This window comes from uncultured Paraglaciecola sp., assembly GCF_913020055.1.
Taxonomy (GTDB): domain Bacteria; phylum Pseudomonadota; class Gammaproteobacteria; order Enterobacterales; family Alteromonadaceae; genus Paraglaciecola.
The window spans coordinates 11,320-36,513 of record NZ_CAJWCF010000048.1 but is presented as its reverse complement, the minus strand read 5'-3'; the positions used below and the strand labels follow the sequence as shown (position 1 = coordinate 36,513).

The following is a 25,194-nucleotide window of genomic DNA, read 5'->3' as shown; positions in this document are numbered from 1 at the left end:
AAGGGTTTAGCTTGCACTTTCAACATAGGTTTAGGCACAGAATCAGTTAAAGGTCGCATTCGCTCGCCTCTTCCTGCTGCTAAGATCATGGCGGTTTTACGCGTCATGTTTGTGCATCTCTAGTTTTTGCAACACCTTGGGTAACACTCGCTCACTAACAAAACTGACGAACTCAGCATATTCAGGGTATTGACTGGCTGCATCGATTATATAGTGCAAAGTATGAGGAATATCAGATAAGAAACTTGGTTTATGGTCGCGCATATACAATCGAGCAAAAATACCCGCTATTTTGATATGCCTCTGCATGCCCATACAATCAAACCACATTTTAAATTCAGTCCACGAATATTCAGCATAATATTTTAAATGAAAACGTCTCAACCATTCCAACACTTTAACTTTAGGCCAGTCTTGATAACAGTCTCTAAGCAATGAAACTGCATCATAGGTAATGGGTCCAACAACTGCATCTTGAAAATCAATTACGCCTATTTCATCATCTTCAAGTAACATTAAATTACGGGAATGATAATCTCTGTGCATGCCGACCATAGGCTGAGAGAGGCAAGACTTTTTGACTGAATCAAACACCTTAGTCAGCATGGTTTGTTCGACATCAGTCAGCCGTAGCTGCAGATAATTTCCTAATAACCACTCTGGGAAGATGTCTAATTCTCTGTCTATAAATGCACTATTAAAAGCAGGCAACGGTCCATTTTCAGTAGAGATACAGCTTTGGATATGAGGGATATTATCTAATGCTTTAGAATATAATCGTTCGCAGGAGTCCTCTGTTAATAAGTCACTAAACAAACGATTACCAAAATCTTCTTGGATGTAAAATCCCTGTTCTAGATCGTGAGCGTAAACTTCTGGAACTCTTAAGCCTTTCTCTTGGTAACTATGTGCCACAGCAATAAATTGCGCTGGATTTTCATGTTCTGGCGGCGCATCCACAGCAATAATCGATTGCTCACGGCAGTCAAATCGAAAATATCGACGAAAACTGGCATCACCTGAAACTATTTCCAACGAAAGGCACTCGAAATCTGTGTTTTGATTAATCCAGTCCTGTAATTGCTGCTTTCGAAGTTGCTTGTTTGATAACTGTGTTTTCAATTGGCTCTCTTATAATTTGACAAAGATGGCAGCTAAACGAAAATAAAGGATGACGAAATATGGCTTTTTTTGCAAGTTTACTGGTAAATCCCATTGAAACCTTTAAAATTACGTATTTACTTGCTGTTTTCAACCCAACTTTAGGCCACTTTGTACTTGTCTAGTATACAAAACAAACAATTCATACTTATCAGTTGCCTGCTTATGTCGATTGGGCTGGCCGATGCTCAAGAAGTTTGTTTTGTTCCCTTGGCTGGACCAAACCTTGAAAATTCCTTACTTGAAGGTCAAATTCAAGTTAAGTCTGAAGATAGTGAAATCAATCAGGATACTTTTGCCCAATTCAAAGGCAAAGTAGAAATCGATAGCTCGAGCGCTAAAATCAAAGCTGACGAAGCGGTATTCAATCGTCAGACCCAAACCTTAAATGCCACAGGCAATGTGAGTTTCCAAGACAATAACATTACGGTATCCAGTGAAAATGTGCAGCTCAACAGACTGTCAAATGAATTAGTCATTGAACACGCCTTTTATCAGCTAAACAGTGTTCAAGGCCATGGTAAAGCTCAGAAGATTGGCTTGGGCCAACAAACGGGCATTAATTTAGTCGAGTCGAGTTTCACCACTTGCCCGGTTGATGATGAAGTTTGGCGCATTCAAGCAAGTAATATCGAACTTACACCAGACCAATCCAGAGGAGTGGTGAAACACGCACGATTTTATATAAAAGATGTGCCTGTGCTGTATTTACCGTATTTTTCATTCCCAATAAATAATAAAAGACAATCAGGTCTTCTATACCCAAAAATTTCTAGTAATAGTGCCACTGGTATCAGTATTGAACAGCCGGTGTATTGGAACATTGCACCGAATTACGATTTAACTTTTAGCCCAAGATTAATGACAGAGCGCGGTTTGCAGCTTAAAACTGAATTTAGATATATGACCGAACAACATGCAGGTCAGGCAAATATTGAATACTTACCAGATGATAAAGACCTCAACAATGACACCGACCGATATTTCTATCGATTAGTACACAGTGGGCAAGTAGGCAAAAACTGGTGGGTCAATGCAGATATTAATGGATTAAGCGACGATAACTATATCGTTGACTTAGGTTCTGATTATTATAATCGGGCCGATACGCATTTGTATAAAACACTAGGTTTGAGTTATTTTTCACAAACCTTAGATGTCACTGCGCAATTTAGAGACTTTGAAGTGCTGGGAGACCATCCCGACAGTTATAGTGCATTACCTGAAATCAGACTCAATTATTTAACACCCATAGTTTTAGGTGCTGAGTTTCAAGTGCATTCAGAGTTAGCCTATTTTGAAAGTGGAGAGTTCGAGAGTCCATCGGCCACACGTTTTCATATTGCGCCTACAGTGCGCTACCCGTTTCAAAATCAATGGAGCGAGTTTTTGGCGGAAGCCACCGTTTTACATACAAGGTATGTCCAAGAGAACATTCAAAATTCAGCACTTGAAAAGAATATTTCTCGTACCTTAGGTCAAGTCAAAGTTTATGGTTCTCTGGCATTTGAGAGGCCCGCTAGTTGGTTTGGTACAGAGGCAACCCAAACCTTTGAACCTAAAGTTCAGTATTTGTATACCAGCTTCGAAGACCAGAACAACATCGGTCTTTACGACACGACACGACTATTTAATGATTTTGCCGGATTATTTAGAGGGCAGGAATTTACAGGCCTTGATCGCATCAGTGACAACAATCAAATTACCGTAGGTATGACATCAAGATTTGTCGATAATAATAACCGAGAACGATTTAAACTCAGTCTAGGTCAAATATTTTATTTAAAAGACAACCAAGTGTTAGATGCGTCTAAAGTTGATGACCGTTCTGCCTTAGCTGCTGAGCTAGATTGGCAAATAGGCAGTAAATGGTACGCGCACACCCAAGCACAGGTGTCGACTCTTACGGATAAAGTGGAACGCAGTAGTTTGTCGTTGGAATATCAGCACGGTGAAAATAAAATAGTGCAGATAAACCATCGATATGTCAGAGACTTATCCTCTGAAAAAATTAATCAAGTGGGCGTGACCGCTAGCTGGCCTTTAGCCAAAAATTGGCAATGGGTTGGCCGCTGGTATCATGACCTAGAACTGAGCAGAACAGTGGAGAGTTATACAGGTGTGCAATATGAATCCTGTTGCTGGACTGTTAGTTTTGTTGCCCAGCGTAACCTGAGTAACCGTTTTGATGATGATGGAGCACAAAGTACCAATGAATTTGAGTCGGGCTTTCATGTATACTTCACCACTCGAAACTTATTAAGAGATGGGTTGTTTGGATATAGACGCCCTTATCTATTAAACTAAAGTGAAGGTTGTTTGAGCCTAAGCGATCTTACGTATTGAACTAAAGTGAAGGTTGTTTGAGCCTAAGCGATCTTATGTATTGAACTAAAGTGAAGGTTGTTTGAGCCTAAGCGATCTTACTTATTGAACTAATTGAGGTTTGAGCTAACTAATTGTTGCTAACCTCCGGATATACCCAACGCGCGTAATCAAACAACGCCCTTAACTAAAAAAGTAAAGATACCCATGAAAGTAATAGTAGTCGCCCTTTTAATTAGCTCTTTGTTATCACTTAAGACAGAGGCTGCACCTGAACTGTTAGACAGCGTATCTGTTATCGTCGACCAAGGTGTGGTGTTAGAAAGTCAAATCACTGAATTAATTACCGTGGTAAAACGTAATGCTGCGCTTAACAGCCAAACTCTGCCGTCAGACAGAGTTTTGCGTACTCAAGCGATTGAAAAACTCATTGTCGATAATCTGCAAATGCAAATGGCAGAAAGAATGGGCATCCAAATTAGTGATCCTCAGCTAGAGCAAACTATCACTAATATTGCCGAAGGCGAAAATATGAGTATTGCCCAGTTCCGTGAAAAAGTTGCCCAAGAAGGCGTGGCTTATGACACCTACCGGGAAGAAATTCGTAAAGAGTTAATACTAGGCGAAGTACGTCGAGCTAACGTGCGCAGGCGAGTATACATTACTGAACAAGAAATAAGCAACTTGGTCAAACTGATTGATGAACAAGGCGACCAACAAGCAGAATATAACTTGGGACATATTTTAATTGAATTTCCAATTGAACCAACAGATGAAGATATAAAACAAGCTAAAGAGCGAGCAGATAAAGTAATTGAATTGCTTGAAAAAGGTTCTGATTTTTCCAGAATTGCTACTGCCTCTTCTGGTGGCCCTCGCGCCTTAGAAGGTGGGGATTTAGGCTGGATGAATATTAACTCCATGCCAACCTTGTTCGCTGAAGCAGTGCAAAAAAAATCTAAAGACGACTTAATTGGCCCAATGCGCAGTGGCGCTGGTTTTCACATTTTGAAGGTAAAAGACCTTCGTGGTATTGAAAAAGTCGAAATAGCCGAGGTAAACGGACGACATATTCTAATTTCACCCTCGGTCATTTTGAGTGATGAAAAAGCGGAAAAAATGCTCAAAGAATTTCGCGAACAAATTTTAGCCGGTGAAGCAGATTTTGCTGAGTTGGCCAAAGAGCATTCAGCCGATCCAGGTTCTGCGTTAAAAGGTGGAGAATTAGGCTGGGCAGATCCAAGCACCTACGTGCCTGAATTTAGCGAAACCTTAGGTAAATTAGAGATTGATGAAATCAGTCAACCTGTTCGCACTCAATACGGATGGCATCTTATGCAGTTAACTGGCAAACGTGTGGGCGATGCAACGGAAAAACGTAAACAAGAAAAAGCTTACAATTTGTTATTTCAACGGAAATTTGCCGAAGAATCTGACGTTTGGTTGAGAGAAATACGCGCCAGCGCCTATATCGAACTAATCGCACAACAAGGCGAATAAGTGAAACCATTAAAATTAGCGATCACGCCTGGTGAACCTGCCGGTATTGGCCCAGATTTACTTCTGAACATTGCCCAAAAGGAATGGCCAGCACAATTGGTCGCTTTTGCTGATGGAGACATGCTTAGGCAAAGGGCTGCACAACTAAATTTAGACATAACATTAATAACCTATGACGAAAATACAGATTACACGTTACCAGCAGGCCAGCTGTTTTTAGTCGATATCAAAACTAAAGTAGCGGTTGAAAGCGGCAAGCTCGATAGCGAAAATGGTCACTATGTTGTTGAAACCTTACGCCAAGCATGTAAAAAGAATTTGGATGGTGAATTTGATGCTGTGGTGACAGGTCCGGTACACAAGGGCATCATTAATGAAGCGGGTATTTCTTTTAGTGGTCATACCGAGTTTTTTGCCCATGAATCGAATACCAATGACGTAGTCATGATGTTAGCCACTGAAGGCCTTAGAGTTGTGCTTGCGACAACTCACATTCCTTTAGCTTATGTATCTAAAGCGATTACGTTCGAACGTTTGTATAAAGTTTTACACATAGTTAATACCGACTTAATGTTGAAATTTGGTATTAATAATCCACATATTTTTGTGTGTGGCTTAAACCCTCATGCAGGTGAAGACGGGCATATAGGTAAAGAAGAAATTTTAGTTATCACCCCAGCCCTAGACGCCTTGCGCGCCGAAGGATTAAACATCACAGGGCCTTTACCCGCAGACACTATTTTTAATCTCAAATACTTGGAACAAGCTGACGCAGTGTTAGCCATGTACCATGATCAAGGACTACCTGTATTAAAATACAAAGGATTTGGCGCCTCGGTTAATATTACTTTGGGTTTACCCTTTATACGCACATCAGTCGATCACGGTACTGCTTTGGATTTAGCAGGCACAGGTCAAGCAGACGCAGGCAGCTTCAATCTTGCCATCGAAAAAGCCATATCAATAGCAGCGCAAAAAGAATGAGTAAACAACATTTAGGGCATACCGCCAGAAAACGTTTTGGCCAGAATTTTTTACATGACAATTATGTCATTGACCAAATAGTCACAGCTATTGGTCCGCAAAAAGACCAACATATGGTTGAAATTGGTCCCGGTTTAGGCGCGTTAACTGAGCCTGTGTGCGAACTAGTTGATGCACTCACCGTCATTGAACTTGATAGGGATCTAGCCGCCAGACTAAGAACCCACCCTTTTATTGCTAGCAAGCTGACTATTGTTGAAGCCGATGCACTAAAATACGATTTTTCTCAATTGTTATCCGATGACAAACCTTTACGTATTTTCGGCAACTTACCCTACAATATTTCAACGCCTTTGATGTTTCACTTATTCTCTTTTGCGAATAAAGTACAAGACATGCACTTTATGCTGCAAAAAGAAGTAGTGAATCGCTTGGCAGCCAGTCCAGGCAACAAAAGTTATGGCCGCCTGTCGGTTATGGCTCAATACCACTGTCAAATCATACCTGTATTGCAAGTACCTCCAGGCGCGTTTAATCCGCCACCTAAAGTAGACTCAGCCGTGGTTAGGCTTGTACCCCATCAGAAAAAACCGGTCACATTGATCAACGAAGACACTTTACATACAGTCTGTGCCCAAGCATTTAACCAAAGACGCAAAACTATTCGCAATAGTTTAAAAGAGAGTGTGAGCGAAAAACAACTCATCGATTTGGATATTAATCCTGAATTGCGGGCTGAAAATTTATCACTCGAGCAGTATGCAAAAATCGCCAATGCGGTAGACTCTTTAACATAAACTACAAAATGTAGGGCGGTGTCAAATAACAGATGAAGCAAGATAATAAAATTGATATTACGGTTGATACACAGTACTTAAAAAATCAAATCCCAGATAAAGATAAGTATGCTTTCGCCTATAGAATTTCAATCTGTAATAGTGGCCAGCAATTGGTACAACTCATCAGTCGATATTGGCTTATCACTGATGGCAATGGCAAAAAAACAGAAGTTCAAGGCCCTGGTGTAATAGGTGAACAACCACACATTCAGCCTGGTGATTCTTTTCAATATACCAGTGGTGCTGTGTTGGATACCCCTGTTGGCACGATGCAAGGTTATTACGAAATGCAAAGGGAAGATGGTGAATTGTTCCAAGCGCCTATCAATATTTTTAGCTTAGCTGTTCCAAATGTACTAAATTAACTTCATGTCTACCTATATTGTTGGCGATATCCAAGGGTGCTTTGCCGGTCTGCAAAGGCTACTTAGGAAAGTCGACTTTTCACCTAAAAATGACCGCCTAATTGCTGTAGGGGATTTAGTCGGCCGCGGTACCCAACCTCTTGAAACTTTAGATTATTTGTATTCATTAAAAGACAGCTTTGATACTGTTTTAGGTAATCATGATTTACACTTATTAGCCATATATGCGGGTATTCGAAAAGCAAAACTCGGAGATAACTTAGACACCTTACTGGCTAGCCCACAACTAAAGACCTATATTAATTGGTTAAGACACAAACCACTGACCTTGATGGTGAACCAAGATACCTTAGTCACTCATGCAGGGTTGTATCCCAAGTGGTCAGTTAAAAAAGCCTTGAAAGCCAGTAATGAAGTCAGTGAACAGTTACAAGCTAAAGATTGGAAAGAGTTTTTAGCGCATATGTACGGTAATCAACCTTCAATTTGGCAGAAGTCCTTAGCAGGGCCGCAGCGATTACGTTTTATCGTCAATGCGATGACCCGTATGCGTTTTATTAAAAATCATGATGAACTTGATTTTAATTGCAAAACGACGCCAGAGTTAGCTCCTACTGAACTAACACCTTGGTTTAAAGAGACGAATAAAAAACTCAAGGCAAATCAAAAAGTAGTATTTGGACATTGGGCTTCACTGAATGGACACACACACCTAAAACAATTCTCTGCGCTAGATACAGGTTATGTTTGGGGGCAAAGCATGACCATACTAAAACTTTCGAGTGGTGAATTATTTTCAGTAAAATATCAAGATCAAGCAAACTCAGCCGATATTTAACAATGGGCAAAGTCTATGGGACTTTAGTCTAAGAAAGATAGTTCTAGCACTACAAATTATTACTCAGTCGGGTATAGTCGTATCTGAATAATAATAGGTTGCATTTAGCAGTCATTAAACAAATAAATAAAGTCAGTACGGATACTGCCAACTTGATTTAGGGCCATTCAATGAAAATTACAGTAGCTACTCGTGTCGTCGGCGGATTTGCGATCATTACGCTCCTATTAGTTATATTAGGCGTAGTTGCAGTATCCAGTTTATCTAGTATAGACAGTGCCACTGAAGAGGTGAATACGTTAGCTTTACCTACAGTGAGTGGCAGTAGTCAATTAAAAGTATCCTTTCTGAATATGGGCCGTCTGACCACAGAATCGTATTATGAGGAAACCCTAGATGGCTTGTCTGCGAAAAAAACCGCATTCGAAGATAGCCAAGCCAATTTTGATGCTGAATTACGCATCCTTACAGGCGTTGTCAGTAAAGAAAAAGATTTACGTAGCTCTCTGATAGAATCAGAAGACATTTATAGTCAGTACATTGAAAATGTTAATTCCATATTTGACAACAAAAAAGCTGATCTAGAGTACGGTAATAAAGTACTAGACTTGCTGAGCAATATCGAAGACAACGCCGATGATGGTTCTACTCTTATTGTTGACTTTGCAGATTTGGATAAAGTTCAGAGTAATAGTCAGTTAGGCAAAGCAGCAGAGATAGCTAATGGCCTTGAATCGAGTCTTTCATCACTTTTGACTGTAGGCGCAGAATACGTCAAAACACAAACCTTAGTTAGAGCCGACACTATCGGAAACGAAGTGCAACTTGTGGTTGGACAAATTAAAGACAAAACAACTCAAATTCAAAGCACTGCTGGTACTAGAGACGACAGTGGAACCTTAGATGAGTTATACGAGCTCATAGAAGGTGTGACCGACTCGATCTCTTCACCAGACGGTTTAATTCAGTCTCAAATCAAACGTTTAAATAGTCGCAACCAAGCTGCTACCGCTTATCAAGCTTCGGAAGATAATATAAAGAGTGCGATCCAAAAGCTCGATGACCTTCTAAAACTCGCTGACGACAAAGCAAAATATGCCAAGAAAGACGTCGCAGACTCAGTAAGCACTGGCAAAACCATCACCATCATTATTGGCTTGGTTTCGGTACTCATTGCCGCTGGTATTGCTTATGGCACCGTAATGGCCATTATCAAACCCTTACACAAAGTAAACGAAATGCTGCATATCGTTTCTACAGGCGACTTAACCCGTAAGCTAGATGATTCTGCACAGGATGAATTTGGTGATCTAGCCAAAAACTGTAATAACTTAATCGATAGTTTAAAAACCTTGATATCAGGTATTAGCTCACGAGCAGCGCAATTAGCGGCTGCAGCTGAGGAGACCTCTGCAGTAACGGCTCAAACCACCAAGTCTATCCAAAACCAAAAATCACAAGTTGCACAAGTTGCCGCAGCAACCACTGAAATGCATAGCACCTCGCAACTCGTTACTAAGAGCGCCGAAGATACTTTGAATCAAATTAAACATGCTGATAATGAAGCAGAAAAAGTCAAAGTCATTTCGGAAGAAAATAAAAGTACTATTCTTGTATTAGCTAAAGACGTAGAAGAAGCGGCTGAAGTGATTAATAAATTGCATCAAGACAGTGCCAGCATAGGCGGTATATTAGATGTAATAAGAGGCGTTGCAGACCAAACTAATCTACTTGCATTAAATGCTGCAATCGAAGCGGCAAGAGCCGGAGAACAAGGACGCGGATTCGCTGTTGTAGCAGACGAAGTTAGAACATTGGCAAGTCGCACGCAACAGTCCACTCAAGAAATCAACTCGATGATTGAAGTGTTACAGGCTGGTGCTGAAAAAGCGGTATCTGTTATGAATCAAGGTAAAGAACAAACTACAATATGTGTTGCACAAACTGAAAATGCCACAATTGCTCTAGAGTCGATTACCGATGCAGTTCATAAAGCCTTTGACGTAAGTAGTCAGATAGAACAATCAGCTCGTGAGCAAAATGTTGTATCTCAAGAAATCAGTGAAAAGCTTGAGAATATTGTGAATATTGCTGAAGAAACCACTGTTGGTGCCAATCAGACTTCTGAATCTAGTCACGAGGTGGCTAAGCTTGCTGAGGAATTACAAAGCTCTGTGCAGCAGTTTAGAGTTTAGAATACAAGCTACGAGCTACGAGCTACGAGCTACGAGCTACGAGCTACGAGCTACGAGCTTTTTAGAGAGTATTTGAAGAACCGGCGAAAGCCGGTTTTTTATTGCCGTTTTTTAGTGTATTCAGATACACTATTTATCATCGTAAAGCTTAGGAAATAAACCATTAAATATTTTTCAACCACTGCTACTGCAAAACGTCTTACCCTCGAACCTAAGGTGCTTTTTGCTAAGCTTCAAGAAGTTAATTACATTCTGCGCGAGTCAGAAAAATGGGTTTTAACCGCAAAGGGAAAACTAGCAGGAGGCAGGATTAAAACCTCTGCAAAACTGGGAGACTATATTGAGTGGCCTGATAATTTTGATTTAGCGCTTTTACCTACACATCAAAGTCCAGATGTTCCTGTTGAATTGGTTAGTTCAACTAAAATTGGCAATGAATTTGGTATCTCAGCGAACAAATTGAATTATCTTTTCTCGGAGCTAGGTTGGGTTAATAAAAGCTTAAAAGGTTGGGTTGCAACAGATCAAGGACTTAAACAAGGAGCGGTGCAAAGTGAAGATTCACGTTCAGGAGTGCCTTATGTAAGATGGCCAGAAACGATAACCACCTGCAAAGTCTTGCTCAGTTCCGTCAACGATTTGATGGGTTCAAATACCCAACTTCCTACCGATTCCTCAAACACGACGGACGTTAAGATTAAATTGGATGCTAAATTCAAAGCAACTGATGGGCACGTTGTTCAATCTAAAGCTGAGGTTATGATTGATAACTGGCTATATATGGCTGAAATAGTCCATGCCTATGAACGTAAGCTGCCGATAGAAGAAAACGTATTCTGTGACTTCTATATCCCAACTGGCAAAGTCTATATTGAGTATTGGGGTTATGATGATGATCCTAAGTATTTGGCCCGCAAAGCAAAGAAACTAGCCGTCTACGAAAAGTATGGGTTCAAACTCATTGAACTTGATGATACTGATGTGCAAAAATTGGATGATATTTTACCTCGATTGTTATTGAAATATGGAGTGCAGGCTTATTAGATAGAGATTACCTATATACCCTAACTGGCATAGGACACCTCGCGTTATTGGAAGCCATTTTTGACTTGGTTCCCTTCCTTAATGGGTTAGATCATCCATTGCACGTTACTTTTGGTCATAAATTTTATGGCAAGGGCGTGGATGATATATTGGGTATAGAACCAAATGTAGAATTTTTAAAGTTGGCTGCCTATTAGCTCAGTTTAAGCTGCAATTTTATAATTCTTCTTTCCGCCCTATAATAGTGAAGCTTTAATAAGCTGTTCAGCTACATAAGACACTCAGACTTAAGCTGCTGAACGTTTAAAATTTAGTCGCGAATATAGCAAGTTATTTCAAACTAAATCGAAGTTTAAATTAGGTGAAAATAAATATTATGTTCAGTCCTAGTACAACAAACAATCATCAGAATTCCAACACATTGAAGAGTTCCTCACTTAAAACCAGAGATTAAGAATATCTCCACCACTTTATGCTTGTTGATTTCGCTGTAACTCAGATACTTTGTTTTATGAGTACCTAGGTTACTGTTTGGCAACAAGCATCAACTGCAGTGTTAATCATCAGGAAAAAACGTCTCTAAAATGCATAGTGACTTAAATCAACATATCGCAAACTGCTCGTTAATTTATGTTGTATTGTCGGTATATACTCAAAAATGATAATGAACTTGTGCGAATATAATATCCATATCGGCGTCAAGATCTACACGAGCTGTTTTTAACACAAAACTCCAATCCTTTAGTTTATATTTAGCTCCTATAGCATAATAAATACTGGAGTCTCTGCCATCCTGTAAAGACCCTTCGCCATTAGGATCAGTAATTAAATTCTGGGCCTCATCGATTTCTATGTCTATTGACATACCACCCAGTTCGACAAACAAATCAAGGTTTTTTAGAACGGGGTAACTGCCAATTGCACTTAAACTTACCCCCTTCCCCTTCATCCCTAATGCGTTGTGATCACCAAGATTAAATAACGACACTTCACCACTGAGGTATTTCGAATATGAATACCCCCCAAGCAATGATATTCCATTTTCACGACTCGAGATGCCCTGCTCCTCAGCATTAATATTCGCTACACCAAATCCAGCATAAAACCCAGAGTCCCTTTCTGTTGCCTGACATGTCATCGTTAATACTGTGTTAAGCGCTAATAATAGCCCCAGTTTCTTAATTTTTGAGCCGAGCAGTCCATGGTAGCGAGTCGTTGTTTCTAAACACTGTTTTTTACTGTTTACTGTCATCATATTATTACAACCTAAAGTTAAATTTATTATTACCAAAGTACGACAATGCCACGCTTGTTTAGTCAATTTTCATGGCTGTCTTCGAAATCTAGTCTGCTTAATTTTGCGATGCCCTTTCACCTCAGGCAAACGGCAGTTTATATTTTGATTATTCTATAATTCTACCTCTCCAAATACGTTTTCACCCTCAATGGTGTCAGCTACAATGGTATAAACACCTTCTTCAAATTCATCTTCAACAGGACTAAATACAAAAGTCATTTCAGACAAACCAACCTCATCGATTTCATTTACTTCGAGTTCTAATATCAATCTGCCTGTTGGATCCCAAACTGAAATCTCTTCGATGCCAGTGTCAGCTTCAAATACCATAATAAGCTGGCTTTGAGCGCTATTGAGGTCGATACTGAGACGTGCAAATTGTTGATACTCATTACTACTTTCAGGTAGCGATTCTTCTTCTAAATCTTCTGCAATACCGACATTAGAGTCTGTCTCTACTAGCACCATAGTGACACCATCATCTATAAATTTAACGAGCCCTACACCCGGAGCATAAAAGTAATCAGCACTCGCTTCACCATCACTATCCGTTTCAAGTACATGCAAGACATCTATGTAGGCTGGCTCGTCATCATCTGACTCCAAAAACAATATTTCATCAACAGATAAAACCTCAGCTGTTTCAGTTTCATCCACTTCAATATTTTCTGTTATGAACGTTTCGCCAACCTCCGGGTTTGCTGACATCAATCGTGCTCTTTTCGCATCAAACTCACCCGCTATCCAGATTTCAATTCCTACTTCTGTGCCATCTTGATATTCAACGCTCTTCTCCGAGAATATCCATACTGCACCTTCTGAATCAATGGCAATCTGGCTTGTGGTTTCTTCTAACAACTCACCGCCTGAGTATTCACGCTCAAACATCGCAATCGTGCTAACCCCATCCGTTATTTGCGAATCTGCAGAGAAGCTAATGTGTATACTAAAATCTTCTAATCCCTCGACGTCTTCAACTGGCTCATAAATGTAGGTAAGCCCTACGGGGATAGGAAAGTAAGAGTTAAGGGGAGCAACTGAAAAGCTTGTGCTAATAACGTCAGGTGTGGGGGATGCTAAATCTGTTAATTGCAGGCTTGAATCGTTATCTCCACCACATGCGGTTAGGGCAGCAAGCAAAGTGCCTAGAGTAGCTATTTTCAATTGCATATCATCTTTCCTCAAATTTTGATTAAACGGACTGCGTAAGTCACAACCTATTTAAGCAAACAGTTCTGAGAAGAACCTGAGTAAAAACTTAGGATTTGCTGAGGATGTGCAAAACCATCAAGAAACAATTAATATAAACCTTCTTAATTATCCAGATAGTGCACTGATGCTAAAAACGACAAACAAAAAAATGTGCATAAGTTTATGCTTTTTTCTGTGGGTGATTATGTCTGCGTTCATCTCTACCTTGTCGATAGCGCAAGAGCCTCAAACTTTTAACGCACTTCAATTGAAAACCATATCATTACAGCACGGACTATCGCTAAATAGTGTGACAGCAATACTTCAGGATCGCAGGGGGTTCCTGTGGATTGGTTCAGAAAATGGATTAAACCGTTATGATGGTTATGAATTTAAAGTGTATAAACATCTACCTAATGATAGCAATAGCCTTTCTCATAATGAAATTGTCACAATACTAGAAGGTAATGATGGCTTTATTTGGATAGGTACAGAGGGCGGGGGCTTAAACCGATTTGATCCCCGAACAGATTCCTTTATGCACTTTTATAATGAAGATATTCGAGCGTTAGAATGGGACGCAATGAGTGATGAAGATGAAATTCCACTAGATGATGAAACGGTATCTTTGGAAACAGCGATAAACGGTTATACCACTGATACCATTAGTCACAACTTTATTCATGCACTCGTTGAAGATGACGATGGAAATTTATGGATTGGTACCGAAGGCGGTGGCCTAAACCTTTTAGACAGAAAAACAGGCCTATTTACACACTATGCTGCAATAGCCGAACAGGACAACACACTGTGTAATAACGAGATTAAAACACTTATTATCGATAGCCAAAAATTGCTATGGATGGGCACTGAAGACGGCTTAGCCCAATATAATACAAGCACAAAAGAGTTTAAGTGTTATAGACACAAGCAGGAAAACCTTAGTAGCTTAACTCACAATGAAATAGCAACTTTACTTGAAGACAAATTAGGTAATCTTTGGGTAGGGACAGAAGAGAGGGGATTAGATTATTTTGATCGCAGCTCCGAAACATTTATCCACTATCAGCATGACAGCGCCAATAAAAAAAGTATTAGCAATAATACTATTGAAGCTTTATTACTAGATCATCAAGATCGACTTTGGGTGGGCACTGAAAACGGTATAAACCACTTTAATCAAAGTTCACGTGACTTCACATTATTTACCCCTCGCTCTGATGATCCCAAGAGCCTGAATACAAAAATGATATCGGTATTGTTCCAGGATAAGTCTAATAACCTGTGGATTGGAACAGAAGGTGGGGGGCTTAATCATGTTGATCTTAAACCCAAAAAATTTCCCGCAGCGCGGCTAAAGCAGTCTGAAGAAACGCCTTGGTTTGGCTATCCCATTAATGCAATTTTTCAAGATGCATACAACAGCTTGTGGGTCGGAACCGAAAATCTTGGCTTATTCGAACGTCAAAGTGATGGCAATGTAAAGCATTACACTTCATCTAACCAAAGAAGTGGATTAACGAGCAACGAAATCACCGCCATCACGCAAGGCAGCAAAGGACAATTGTGGGTCGGCACCGATGATGGCGGCCTAAATCGATTCGAACGCAAGACAGGTACCTTTGAAACTATTGAATTGGCAATAAATAAAAACTCAATTACCACCATGCATGTTGGACCATCCAAAACACTTTGGGTAAGTGCAGAGCCAGATTTTCTCGTGAGTATATCACCGTTGACCGACACGATTGAATATCACCATATCTCTGTGCCCAATAATCATACGAAGACCTCAATCGATATTTCCAGCATCGTAGAAACAGCGAATGGTACATTATGGATAGGAACGAAAAATCTAGGTTTACTGCATTTTAATCCACGCTCTGGCCAAGTACGCCAGTTTAAGCATAATCCAGAAGATGCGAATTCATTGAGTAGCAATGCAGTGAGTTCGATGTTGAGTGATGAACAGGGACACCTCTGGATTGGCACCCATTATGGCCTAAATCACTATAATACCGAGACAGAGCAATTTACCTTATATACAAAAGAGCATGGTTTACCGTCAAATTTGATCAATAATATTATTCTTGATCACAAAAAAGACCTTTGGTTCACCACCCGCTATGGTCTTAGCCGCTTTAATCCCAAACATATCGAATTCAGTAATTTTGTTCGTGAAGATGGTTTATCAAATGACTATTTTCAACCCGGTGCGGTTTACCGTAACAAACAAGGGGTGTTATTTTTTGGCGGCAGTAGAGGCATTGACTATTTTCAACCTATGACCGTAACTGCTAATCCCTTTCCTCCGTTAGTACAGATAACCGATCTTCAGCTTATGAATAAATCTGTGAAAACTTCACAAAATGGCGTCTTACCCTTGTCTATTATTGAGACTAAAAAAATCCAGCTAGACTATAAGCAAACGATATTTGCATTCGAATTTAGCTCACTGGATTTCACAATCCCGCACAAGAATCAATATGCCTACCGCTTAATAGGCTTTGATCAAGACTGGCAATATGTGGGTGGACGCCGACATGCTTATTATACCAATATCCCGCCTGGTAGCTACCGTTTTGAGGTGAAAGCCACCAATAATGACGGGCTATGGTCGGCACAGGAAGTCAGCATTGAACTGATCATATCTGCAGCACCGTGGTTAACTTGGTGGGCCAAGCTGATGTATGTCGTTGCCGCAATAAGCATCGCTTATATTGCTTTTCTCATCCGCTTCAGGCACGAAAAAAATACATTAGCGTTAGAACGAAAAAGAGAAGAATCTCGATTTTTAAAAGAAAGTTATCAAAAAGAACAGCGCTTTACCGCTAATGTTGCTCATGAGTTGAGAACGCCCATAGCTGAACTACGCACGATGGCTCAGGTGGCACTCAAATGGCCTGATGATCCTGCAATAGCAAAACCTTTCTATCAAGATACTCTTGAAGCCGCATTACAAATTCAAAAAATAGTAGATAACTTATTAGCTTTAGCTCGCACGGATCTGGGTGTGGTTTCTATTCATAATGCCGATATTGATCTATCACAGACGTTAAACGGTGCTTGGAAACGCTATATTGAGCAAGCAAACAACAAGCAGCTACAACTGCGCAGTCACCTCAGCCAACCGACGTTGATAAATACCAGTCAAGTGGAATTCACCCTGATACTCAACAATATCCTGTCTAATGCGATTGAATACTCACCTCCAAATACCGTTATCGACTTTTCACTACAGAGCAGCAGCGATAACCATTATTGTTTTCATGTAAGCAATGAAATGGAAGAACCATTGACGAAGGAGGATCTTGTTCACATGTTCAATCGAATGTGGCGTAAAAATTTGGCTCGTTCATCTGAGCAACATGCGGGTTTAGGTATGTCACTCATACAATCATATGCAAAAATGTTAGATTTATCGGTTGATGTCCATATCACGAAACAAAACAACTTTAGCATTAGCATTGGTAGAATTCAGTTACCAGAATCGGAACAACGAAGTGGGGAGTAATATTCATTGAAACTACTTATTGTTGAAGATTCTCAACGATTACGAAAAGCACTGCATCTAGGGCTGAAAAATTTGGGCTTTGCTGTCGACGCCACTGGAAATGGCCGAGAAGCGATGGGATATTTGCGAATCAACACGTATGATGTTGTGTTATTGGATTTGATGCTCCCTGAGGTCGATGGTCTCTCGATACTTAGAGAAATTCGAACGCGAAAAAAAGATTCTGCCGTCATTATTATTTCCGCTAAAGATCAGGTCGATGATCGTATTGTCGGACTCGATCAAGGCGCTGACGATTACTTATGTAAACCTTTCGATTTCGACGAATTACATGCGCGAATTAAATCATTAATTCGACGCAAACATAAATTACATCTTAACGTTTTAGAGTTTGATACACTGAAAATCGATATCGGCATGCGTTCATTAACGATAGCCAATCAAATGGTTAATCTTACCCCCAATGAATTTTCACTATTAGAATTACTCGCGGTCAATTGCGGCAGAGTCATGACCTATAGTAATATTGAGAATCATCTCTATGACAGTTACAGCAGTGTTACACGAAATGCGATTGAAGCTAATATTTCTGCGGTGAGAAAAAAATTAAAATTTCATGGCATTACAAACCTGATCCAAACCCGCCGCGGTTTTGGTTACTTCATTGATAGCCTCTAACGTTGCTATGCAAAAATATTTTTTTATGAGAATAAGCACCCCAAAAATAGTTAAATACACTATTTATTGCTTTAATGCTGGTCTACTTTTCTTACTCCTCTTGTTAACCCAGAACCTTTATGCTCAAGAATATGTGGGCATGATCGATGGTGTATTAGACGAGGATCATTGGTTCGAAGCAATCAGGTACGATGATTTCGTGGTAACACAACCCTACTCATTAAGCTCTCCCTCATTTAACACACAAGTCTTAATTCATAGTGATCAACATGGTCTATATGTGGGCTTTATCAATCAACAGGTGCAAAAAGAAGGTAGCTCTCGAACCAGTTTACGTGATGAGGACATAAAAACTGATTACAATGAAATCATTATTGATTTTGATAATCAAGGACTAAGGAGCTATGGCTTCAAAATAAGTCGCAATAACGCCGTACAAGACGCCATATGGCGCGATCGGAATCGCGAAGAAATTAATTGGAATGGTAACTGGTTGCACGGGGTCAGTATCAGTGATGCACAATGGCAAACTGAGTTTTTTATTCCTTGGTCAGTGGTTGTCAGTAAAACTAGCGATGACGTTCAGCGCAATATTCAACTCTATTTTGGCCGTTGGCATCAGGGACGTCGACAGCGTTCATCCTATCCTAAAACAGATCGCTCACAACTCAATTTCATGGATGAATTTGCAACATATAATGCGGTGATTGCTTATAAACCGCAGATGGATGCCTTTCCTTACATAACCCTCAGTCACGATTTACTGCGACAAAAGAACGAATATAAAGTCGGCATGGATATTTTTTGGAAACCGACGAATCATCAACAAATTAATCTATCTTTAAACCCCGACTTTGGTCAAATAGAGTCGGAAGATTTAGTCATAAACTTTAGCGCAATTGAAACCTTTTCTTCAGAAAAACGGCCTTTTTTTCGTGAAAACAATGATCTTTTTGACATTTGGGGACCAGAAACACTCCGCGTGATCCATACCCCACGTATCGGAGGTGAGAGTGACCAAAGTGAGGCGAGAAATATCGACGCAGCGCTTCGCTTGACACAAATTGGTAAGCAGTTTGACATCAGTTTGCTCAGTGCTTTTGAAGAGGATACCCAATATCATGATGGTGGTCATTTTTTCGCATTGCGTGGTCAATATAAATCGGAAAATTGGACTACGGGTTTGATTCAAACGTTGGTGGATCGCCCAAGCATAAATCGACAAGCAAAAACGACGGCAATAGATGGATTAGTTGAAATCAACAATAGCCTATTTTTATCTGCTCAGCTTATTCGCAGCCAGATCAATCATAGTGTTGCAAATAGAGATGGTGTGTTGCAAGTAAGTGATATTGCCTGGTGGGTTAAAGCAGACTTTCAAATAAGTGATGTATGGTTCAATGAAATTGCACTATTAAATTACGGAGAAAGATTTGATATTTCTGATTTTGGCTTTGTTAAGCAAGTTGATCGTAAGCAGTTTGAGTATACCACCACTTACGAATGGCCAGAGTTAGAAAGCAAGTGGATACGTGACATAAAGCTTGAATCCAGTTTTATCGCAAAAAACAACCAAAACAATGATGACCTTCCGCAAGAGCTGGAAATAGATGTAAGCCTCATACTGCCATCTAGGGCTGTATGGGAGATAGAAACTGTATACATTACCTCGGGTGACGACGATCTAATTACCCGGGGTGGCCATGTTGTTTATTTACCCAAACAAACAGAATTCGCTATAGCTTATACCACCACGCAAGACCATTACTTGCAATTAGAACTATCAGCAGGAACGGGAACGCAAGGACTTAACGGTGGTTTCCAGACTTATGAATTTACCCCGTCTTTACAAATAGAGGAATGGATGAATTTAGAGTTGGAAATCGAATATCAACGCTTTGATAATGGATTAATTTGGTTGGGTGATGAAGATGAAATTAATGTCGATGGTGAAGGTGATGACAGTCAAAACCTTTTAGGAAGCTTTGCTTTAGAAGAATTATCTATTGCATTCAATGTCTCGGCTAGAATAGGAAATAGGCATGAATTACGCGTCAAAATGGAGTCCGCCACCCTTCATGCAAATGCTAATCAAGTATATGGCGTAGCAAAAGACGGCCTAATTTTTGTTAGCAACCAAGAAGCACTTGAAAGTTTTTCTGAAAGTGAATTTGCAGTTCAGGTACGGTACCGTTATGAGATAGGGGCTTTATCTCAGTTTTACCTAGTTTATAGCCGCGGCGCAGACCAAGAAATAGAAGGCTTGCCAAAATCAAGACGTCATCTTCTTAGTAACACTATCAAAATGGCAGACACAGAAACAATTAATATGAAACTTAAGTATCATTTTTAGCGCTAGCATCCGGAGTTTGTGGCATCACGTGACGCTGTCAACAATAGGTATTACCAATACGTAATAAGACGGTTGTTTGTCTAAGTGAGCAGCCTATCTTCAAGGATTATTAGAAAGTATGCTAAGAGTATAAAATTATAAACATCCTCTATTTTTTAATTTATCTAACAATATTTTAATCTCCATCATCGACATTTGGATCAATCTGCACCTTTAACAAGCGTCCTTGTCGTGAAATAAATGCTTCATAAGGTTTACCACGATAGATGAAGTCCACATCGTAAACTTTTTTACCGTTAAACGTTTCGATATCAACATCTTTAACACGAGCATTTTTGTAACGTTTTTTTATGATCGCCACTAGCTCTCCTTTTGTTAAGACGGCTTTAGCTACGGCGTTTTTAGGACTGACTATCGTGGTGAGGCTTAACGAAGAAGAATGAGGGCTTGCTGATGGGTTAGCTAAAACGGGGGCTAATAAAGACACAACTAAGAAAAAACAGGGGAGAATAAAGCAGAAAAAACTACCCACATACACTTTCATAACAACCTCGTTTAAGCATAAATAACTTACCTATCTTCACAACACTAAACTTCTGTGTAAGACCATTAACCTCGATTTATCTGCATGTCGGATAAAATATAACAGCTGCCTCAGCAATGTCAAAGTGTAAAATCTGACTGCTATTTTTTAAAGCTGTGTTTCAGAAGAGGGCTTTACCTGCAAGGGGTAAGCTAGCGGGAGGTGAATTAAAACCTCATATGAATTGGTCAAGTAAAGTTTAGTGATTACATTGAATATCCTGAAAAATTTGATTTTAACTCAATTACCAGCACATAAAAATCTTGACATCGTTGCTGAGCTGATTAGCCCTTCTAAAATAGGCAAAGAGTTTAGTCTGTTGTCTAACAAACTGAACTATCAATAAAAGATCTGAACAATATCTAAATAAAATGGGGACTTATCAATATCACTCAGCTATCAAACTATCAGTAAACCTTCACTTTTGCGTAATCAATTAAAACCCGAAAGTTGTACAAGTAACGCTATGGACATCGCAATATTCTGCTACCAAAGATGAGGTAAATATCTTCAAAATACAGACTATTTGTAATAGTCTGTATTTTGAAATAATGCCCCACACTCTGACAAGGCAAAACATGGAATTGAGTAAACGACAATTTTTAATCGCCAGTGGCGCCGCCCTAGTAGCGTTGCCCCTTGGCCAAAGCGCCATGGCATCCACAACAACTGCTACCACAACTGCTACCACAACTGCTAAGAGTGTCAAAAATAAAGATTTAAAAAGCTTAACCGACAACGTCAAGCCTATTTCAGTCACAGAACGCAAGGCGCGCATTGCAAAAGCCCAACAGCTAATGCAAAAACACAATATTGTGGCCATGATATTAGAGCCTGGTGCTGCTATGGATTATTTTAGCGGTATTCAGTGGTGGCGCAGTGAACGACTCACAGCAGTGGTGATCCCGAATGAAGGCGAAATAGCCGTTGTTTGCCCGTTTTTTGAAGAGCCCAGCATTCGGGAAAGCCTTGCAGTTGGTGAGGACGTGCGCGTTTGGCAAGAGCACGAAAGCCCTTTTGAACGAGTCAAACAAATACTGCATGACCGAAAGATCACCCAAGGCACCCTCGCCTTTGAAGATTCGGTGCGCTATTTTGTGCAGCGCGAAATCATGTCGCTGTTACCCAAGATGCAAGATGTCAGTGCTGAGCCTATTACCTTAGGCTGTCGCATGTTTAAAGACACACACGAATTACAATTGATGCACAAAGCGAATGAAATTACCCTAACCGCTTATGCGCATGTTTGGTCACAACTTGAATTAGGCATGAGCCAGTCACAGGTAAAAGACTTAATGTCTTCAGCGCAATCTGCTTTGGGCGGTAGCGATATTTGGAATATGGCATTATTTAACGAAGCCAGCGCTTACCCTCATGGTACTAATCAACAACAAACTATCCGCGAGGGATCAATAGTGTTGATGGATTGTGGTTGCAGTGTTGAGGGTTATCAATCTGATATTAGCCGTACTTTTGTGTTTGGTGAACCGAGTAAAAAACAACAAAAAATTTGGAATACAGTTAGACAAGGTCAACAAATAGCCTTTGAAACTGCCACCCTCGGCACACCTGCTGGTAAAGTGGATGACGCGGTACGCGCCTATTACGTCAAACAAGGCTTAGGGCCAGATTACAAACTACCTGGGCTTTCGCATAGAACAGGCCACGGCATAGGTATGCAAGGCCACGAACCGGTAAACTTCGTACATGGTGAAGCCGAAACGTTAAAGCCTGGCATGTGTTTCTCAAATGAACCTGGCATTTACCTTCCTGGTGATTTTGGTGTGCGTTTAGAAGATTGTATGTATATGACCGATAAAGGGATCCAATGGTTTACCGTACCACCAGATTCACTCACATCGCCTATCGGTAAAATTGCCGCAATACCCGCTTAATACAGAAAATAAGAGAACATTCATGTTTAATAAAGTTTTAGTCGCATTTACTTTCACAGCCCTTAGCTGGAACACCTTTGCAGACGCCAATAAAGATCTTTCAAATATCATCGACCAACATTGGCAAAACGCGGAAAAAGAAAAGGTCTTTTTCCGTACTGATCCAGATGGTTGGAAACCAAATGCTAAATTAGCCGAATTTACCCCACAGGCTATCGCAAGGCGAGAGGCTTACAACAACCAAGTATTGGAAAGACTTAGCAAGGTTGATACTCAGACCTTAAGTAAAGAGCAGTTAATGAATTACCGTTTATTTAAATATGAGCGAGAAACAGAAGCCCAAAGTCACCAATATCAAGACAAGTATTTTCCGATTAACTTTTTAAGTGGTTGGCACACTTACTTTGCTGAAGCACCGGCTAATATGGCATTTTTAACCAGCGAAGATTATGACAACTTTCTGATTAGTCTTGCCGACTACCCACGTTTTAATCAAGAAAACATCAACTTGATGAAAGCGGGTTTAACCGCCGGTTATGTACATCACTGCGAAAGTTTTAAAGATTACCATCAAACCATCAGTGCACACATAGTCAAAACCCCAAAAGACAGTGCATTGTTTGAACCTTTCACCCGTTTTCCTAAGACGTTTAACCAACAACAAAAAAGCACTTATAGCGCACAAGCTAAAGAGTTAATCACATCAGCAGTGGTAAATGCCTATCAGAATTTTTATGACTTTTTTGTCAACGACTACATGCCTAATTGTCGCAAAGAGCCGGGCATTGCTAGTGCTAAAGGTGGTGCAGATTATTACGCCTACACAGCCAACTATTACACCACAACCGATGCTACGCCCAAACAAATCCATGACTTGGGTTTAAGTGAAGTGAAGCGTATTCGTGTTGAAATGCAGGCAATCATTGACCAAGTCGGATTCAACGGTAGTTACGCTGAATTTTTACAGTTTCTGGCTACAGACCCGCAATTTTATGCGGCTGACCGACAAGATGTACTCGAAAAAACGGCTTTTATTACCATGAAAATGTATGGCAAGTTACCCACATTTTTTGGTCACCTGCCGCGCAATACTTTTACTATTAAAGGTTCAGCTTCTAGAGGCGCATTTTATATGCCACCACCAGATAGCCGTACACCCGGTACTTATTTTTTAACCTCTGAGCCTTCCCAACAACCGCTTTATAACTTAGAAGCCTTAAGCCTGCACGAAGCTGTACCTGGGCACCATTTACAAAATGCCATTGCGATGGAATTAGATGTACCAGAATTTAGACGCACACTGAGCCATTCAGCCTTTGGTGAAGGTTGGGGTTTGTATTCAGAACGTTTAGGTAAAGAAGCAGGTTTCTACCAAGACCCTTATAGTGATTATGGTCGTTTAGGTTACGAAATGTGGCGTGCTGTGCGACTTGTAGTTGATACCGGCATCCATGCTTTTGGTTGGAGCCGCCAGCAGGCGATTGATTATTTAGCCCAACATACAGCGCTGACCCAAAAATCAGTCGAAAACCAAATTGACCGTTATATCTCATGGCCGGGTCAAGCACTGTCTTACAAAATGGGTGAAATCAAAATTCGTGAATTACGTACTAAAGCCGAAAAACAGCTTGGCGCTAAATTCGATATTCGCAGCTTTCACGATACGGTAATTGGTCAAGGTTCATTACCAATGGCTGTATTAGAAGATGTGATCAACGATTGGATACTCGTTCAGAAAACCAAATAACCGAGATGCTTCCCTTATCTGTTATTCCAACAGAACGAACTGAAGACTGGTGGCAGCAACGCCACCAGCAAAAACACACTGAGCTTCAGGCATTAAACCAGCCCATCGACATTCTATTTATTGGTGACTCAATCACCCATGAGTGGGAAGCAGAGGGAGAGCAATATTGGCAACAATACTTCGCTCATCGCAAAGCATTCAACCTGGGGTTTGCGGGGGACAGAACCGAACACTTGTTATGGCGTTTGCAAAACGTTGAGATAAACAACCACTCCCCTAAATGGGTAGTTTTGTTGATAGGTACCAACAATGCTGGACATAGACATGACTCACCAGAAGAAATAGCCGCTGGCGTCAAAGCCATTTTAGATGAACTCAAGCAGGGTCTGCCAAATACTAAAGTGATGTTGATGGCTATATTTCCACGCAGTCGAAATAAATTAAAACGTATGCGTAAACGCGTCGATTCAGCAAACAAATTAATCAAAGAATTCTCGGACGGACAGCAATTTGTGTGGCTGGATATCAATCACCTTTTTCTCAATGAAGAAGATGTATTGTTAGAGTCTGTCATGCCTGATTTATTGCACCCCAATGCTGCTCAATATGAATTATGGGCCAAAGCTGTTTTACCGTATTTCGAGCCAAAGTAAGGCCTCCTAATTTCACATGTATGGATATTTGT

General features: G+C 40.3%; 19 protein-coding genes. 14 read left to right on the top strand and 5 right to left on the bottom strand.

Annotation, left to right across the window (positions count from 1 at the left end):
* Both QZ488_RS11860 and QZ488_RS11855 read right to left on the bottom strand, forming a co-directional pair.
* A partial coding sequence (locus QZ488_RS11860; protein WP_293748901.1) for a sugar phosphate nucleotidyltransferase occupies positions 1-107 on the bottom strand: 107 nt, incomplete at its 3' end.
* A complete protein-coding gene (locus QZ488_RS11855; protein WP_293748899.1) occupies positions 97-1,122 on the bottom strand; it encodes a phosphotransferase in 1,026 nt (341 codons plus the stop codon). The genes QZ488_RS11855 and QZ488_RS11860, both read right to left, overlap by 11 nt.
* A gap of 204 nt (positions 1,123-1,326) precedes the next feature.
* Here QZ488_RS11855 and lptD point away from each other — a divergent pair, with 204 nt between their 5' ends.
* From lptD to QZ488_RS11815, 8 genes are all read left to right on the top strand, one after another.
* Positions 1,327-3,468 (top strand): LPS assembly protein LptD, encoded by a 2,142-nt coding sequence (gene lptD, locus QZ488_RS11850; protein ID WP_293748897.1) that lies wholly within the window; start codon positions 1,327-1,329, stop codon positions 3,466-3,468.
* A 225-nt stretch (positions 3,469-3,693) separates the two neighbouring features.
* The gene (gene surA, locus QZ488_RS11845; protein WP_293748895.1) at positions 3,694-4,986 is read left to right on the top strand and encodes a peptidylprolyl isomerase SurA; all 1,293 of its coding nucleotides are present in this window, start codon (positions 3,694-3,696) and stop codon (positions 4,984-4,986) included.
* Positions 4,987-5,970, top strand: a complete 984-nt coding sequence (gene pdxA, locus QZ488_RS11840; protein ID WP_293748893.1) for a 4-hydroxythreonine-4-phosphate dehydrogenase PdxA — start codon at positions 4,987-4,989, stop codon at positions 5,968-5,970.
* A complete protein-coding gene (rsmA, locus tag QZ488_RS11835) occupies positions 5,967-6,767 on the top strand; it encodes a 16S rRNA (adenine(1518)-N(6)/adenine(1519)-N(6))-dimethyltransferase RsmA (protein ID WP_293748891.1) in 801 nt (266 codons plus the stop codon). The genes pdxA and rsmA overlap by 4 nt, the downstream gene beginning before the upstream one ends.
* A gap of 32 nt (positions 6,768-6,799) precedes the next feature.
* A complete protein-coding gene (gene apaG / locus QZ488_RS11830; protein WP_293748889.1) occupies positions 6,800-7,174 on the top strand; it encodes a Co2+/Mg2+ efflux protein ApaG in 375 nt (124 codons plus the stop codon).
* Positions 7,175-7,178: 4 nt separating this feature from the next.
* A complete protein-coding gene (locus tag QZ488_RS11825) occupies positions 7,179-8,012 on the top strand; it encodes a symmetrical bis(5'-nucleosyl)-tetraphosphatase (protein ID WP_293748887.1) in 834 nt (277 codons plus the stop codon).
* A 170-nt stretch (positions 8,013-8,182) separates the two neighbouring features.
* A complete protein-coding gene (locus QZ488_RS11820; protein WP_293748885.1) occupies positions 8,183-10,207 on the top strand; it encodes a methyl-accepting chemotaxis protein in 2,025 nt (674 codons plus the stop codon).
* A 216-nt stretch (positions 10,208-10,423) separates the two neighbouring features.
* On the top strand, positions 10,424-11,251 hold the full coding sequence (locus tag QZ488_RS11815; protein ID WP_293748882.1) for a glycerol kinase: 828 nt from the start codon (positions 10,424-10,426) through the stop codon (positions 11,249-11,251).
* Positions 11,252-11,903: 652 nt separating this feature from the next.
* On the opposite strand, the gene QZ488_RS11810 is transcribed toward QZ488_RS11815, so the two are convergent.
* Positions 11,904-12,506 carry an outer membrane beta-barrel protein gene (locus QZ488_RS11810; protein WP_293748880.1) on the bottom strand — a complete coding sequence of 201 codons (603 nt, stop codon included), beginning with the start codon at positions 12,504-12,506 and terminating at the stop codon, positions 11,904-11,906.
* Between the two features lie 153 nt (positions 12,507-12,659).
* Entirely contained in the window at positions 12,660-13,718 is a 1,059-nt protein-coding gene (locus QZ488_RS11805) for a hypothetical protein (protein WP_293748878.1), read from the bottom strand.
* 226 nt (positions 13,719-13,944) lie between these two features.
* Here QZ488_RS11805 and QZ488_RS11800 point away from each other — a divergent pair, with 226 nt between their 5' ends.
* The 3 genes from QZ488_RS11800 to QZ488_RS11790 all read left to right on the top strand — a co-directional run bounded on the left by QZ488_RS11800 (position 13,945) and on the right by QZ488_RS11790 (position 20,284).
* Positions 13,945-17,253 (top strand): two-component regulator propeller domain-containing protein, encoded by a 3,309-nt coding sequence (locus QZ488_RS11800; protein WP_293748876.1) that lies wholly within the window; start codon positions 13,945-13,947, stop codon positions 17,251-17,253.
* Between the two features lie 6 nt (positions 17,254-17,259).
* Positions 17,260-17,931 carry a response regulator transcription factor gene (locus QZ488_RS11795; protein ID WP_293748874.1) on the top strand — a complete coding sequence of 224 codons (672 nt, stop codon included), beginning with the start codon at positions 17,260-17,262 and terminating at the stop codon, positions 17,929-17,931.
* Positions 17,932-18,070: 139 nt separating this feature from the next.
* A complete protein-coding gene (locus tag QZ488_RS11790; RefSeq protein ID WP_293748872.1) occupies positions 18,071-20,284 on the top strand; it encodes a DUF5916 domain-containing protein in 2,214 nt (737 codons plus the stop codon).
* A 175-nt stretch (positions 20,285-20,459) separates the two neighbouring features.
* Here QZ488_RS11790 and QZ488_RS11785 read toward each other — a convergent pair whose 3' ends face one another.
* Complete coding sequence (locus QZ488_RS11785) at positions 20,460-20,828, bottom strand: hypothetical protein (RefSeq protein ID WP_293748870.1); 369 nt, start codon at positions 20,826-20,828, stop codon at positions 20,460-20,462.
* Positions 20,829-21,445: 617 nt separating this feature from the next.
* On the opposite strand from QZ488_RS11785, the gene QZ488_RS11780 reads away from it, so the two are divergent.
* Genes QZ488_RS11780 through QZ488_RS11770 form a run of 3 tightly spaced genes read left to right on the top strand, consistent with a single transcriptional unit; the run spans position 21,446 to position 25,162 of the window.
* Entirely contained in the window at positions 21,446-22,762 is a 1,317-nt protein-coding gene (locus tag QZ488_RS11780; protein ID WP_293748868.1) for a Xaa-Pro peptidase family protein, read from the top strand.
* Positions 22,763-22,784: 22 nt separating this feature from the next.
* Positions 22,785-24,509: a DUF885 family protein gene (locus QZ488_RS11775; protein WP_293748866.1), complete on the top strand. Its 1,725-nt coding sequence runs from the start codon at positions 22,785-22,787 to the stop codon at positions 24,507-24,509.
* A complete protein-coding gene (locus QZ488_RS11770) occupies positions 24,482-25,162 on the top strand; it encodes a GDSL-type esterase/lipase family protein (protein ID WP_293748865.1) in 681 nt (226 codons plus the stop codon). The genes QZ488_RS11775 and QZ488_RS11770 overlap by 28 nt, the downstream gene beginning before the upstream one ends.
* Positions 25,163-25,194 lie beyond the last annotated feature (32 nt).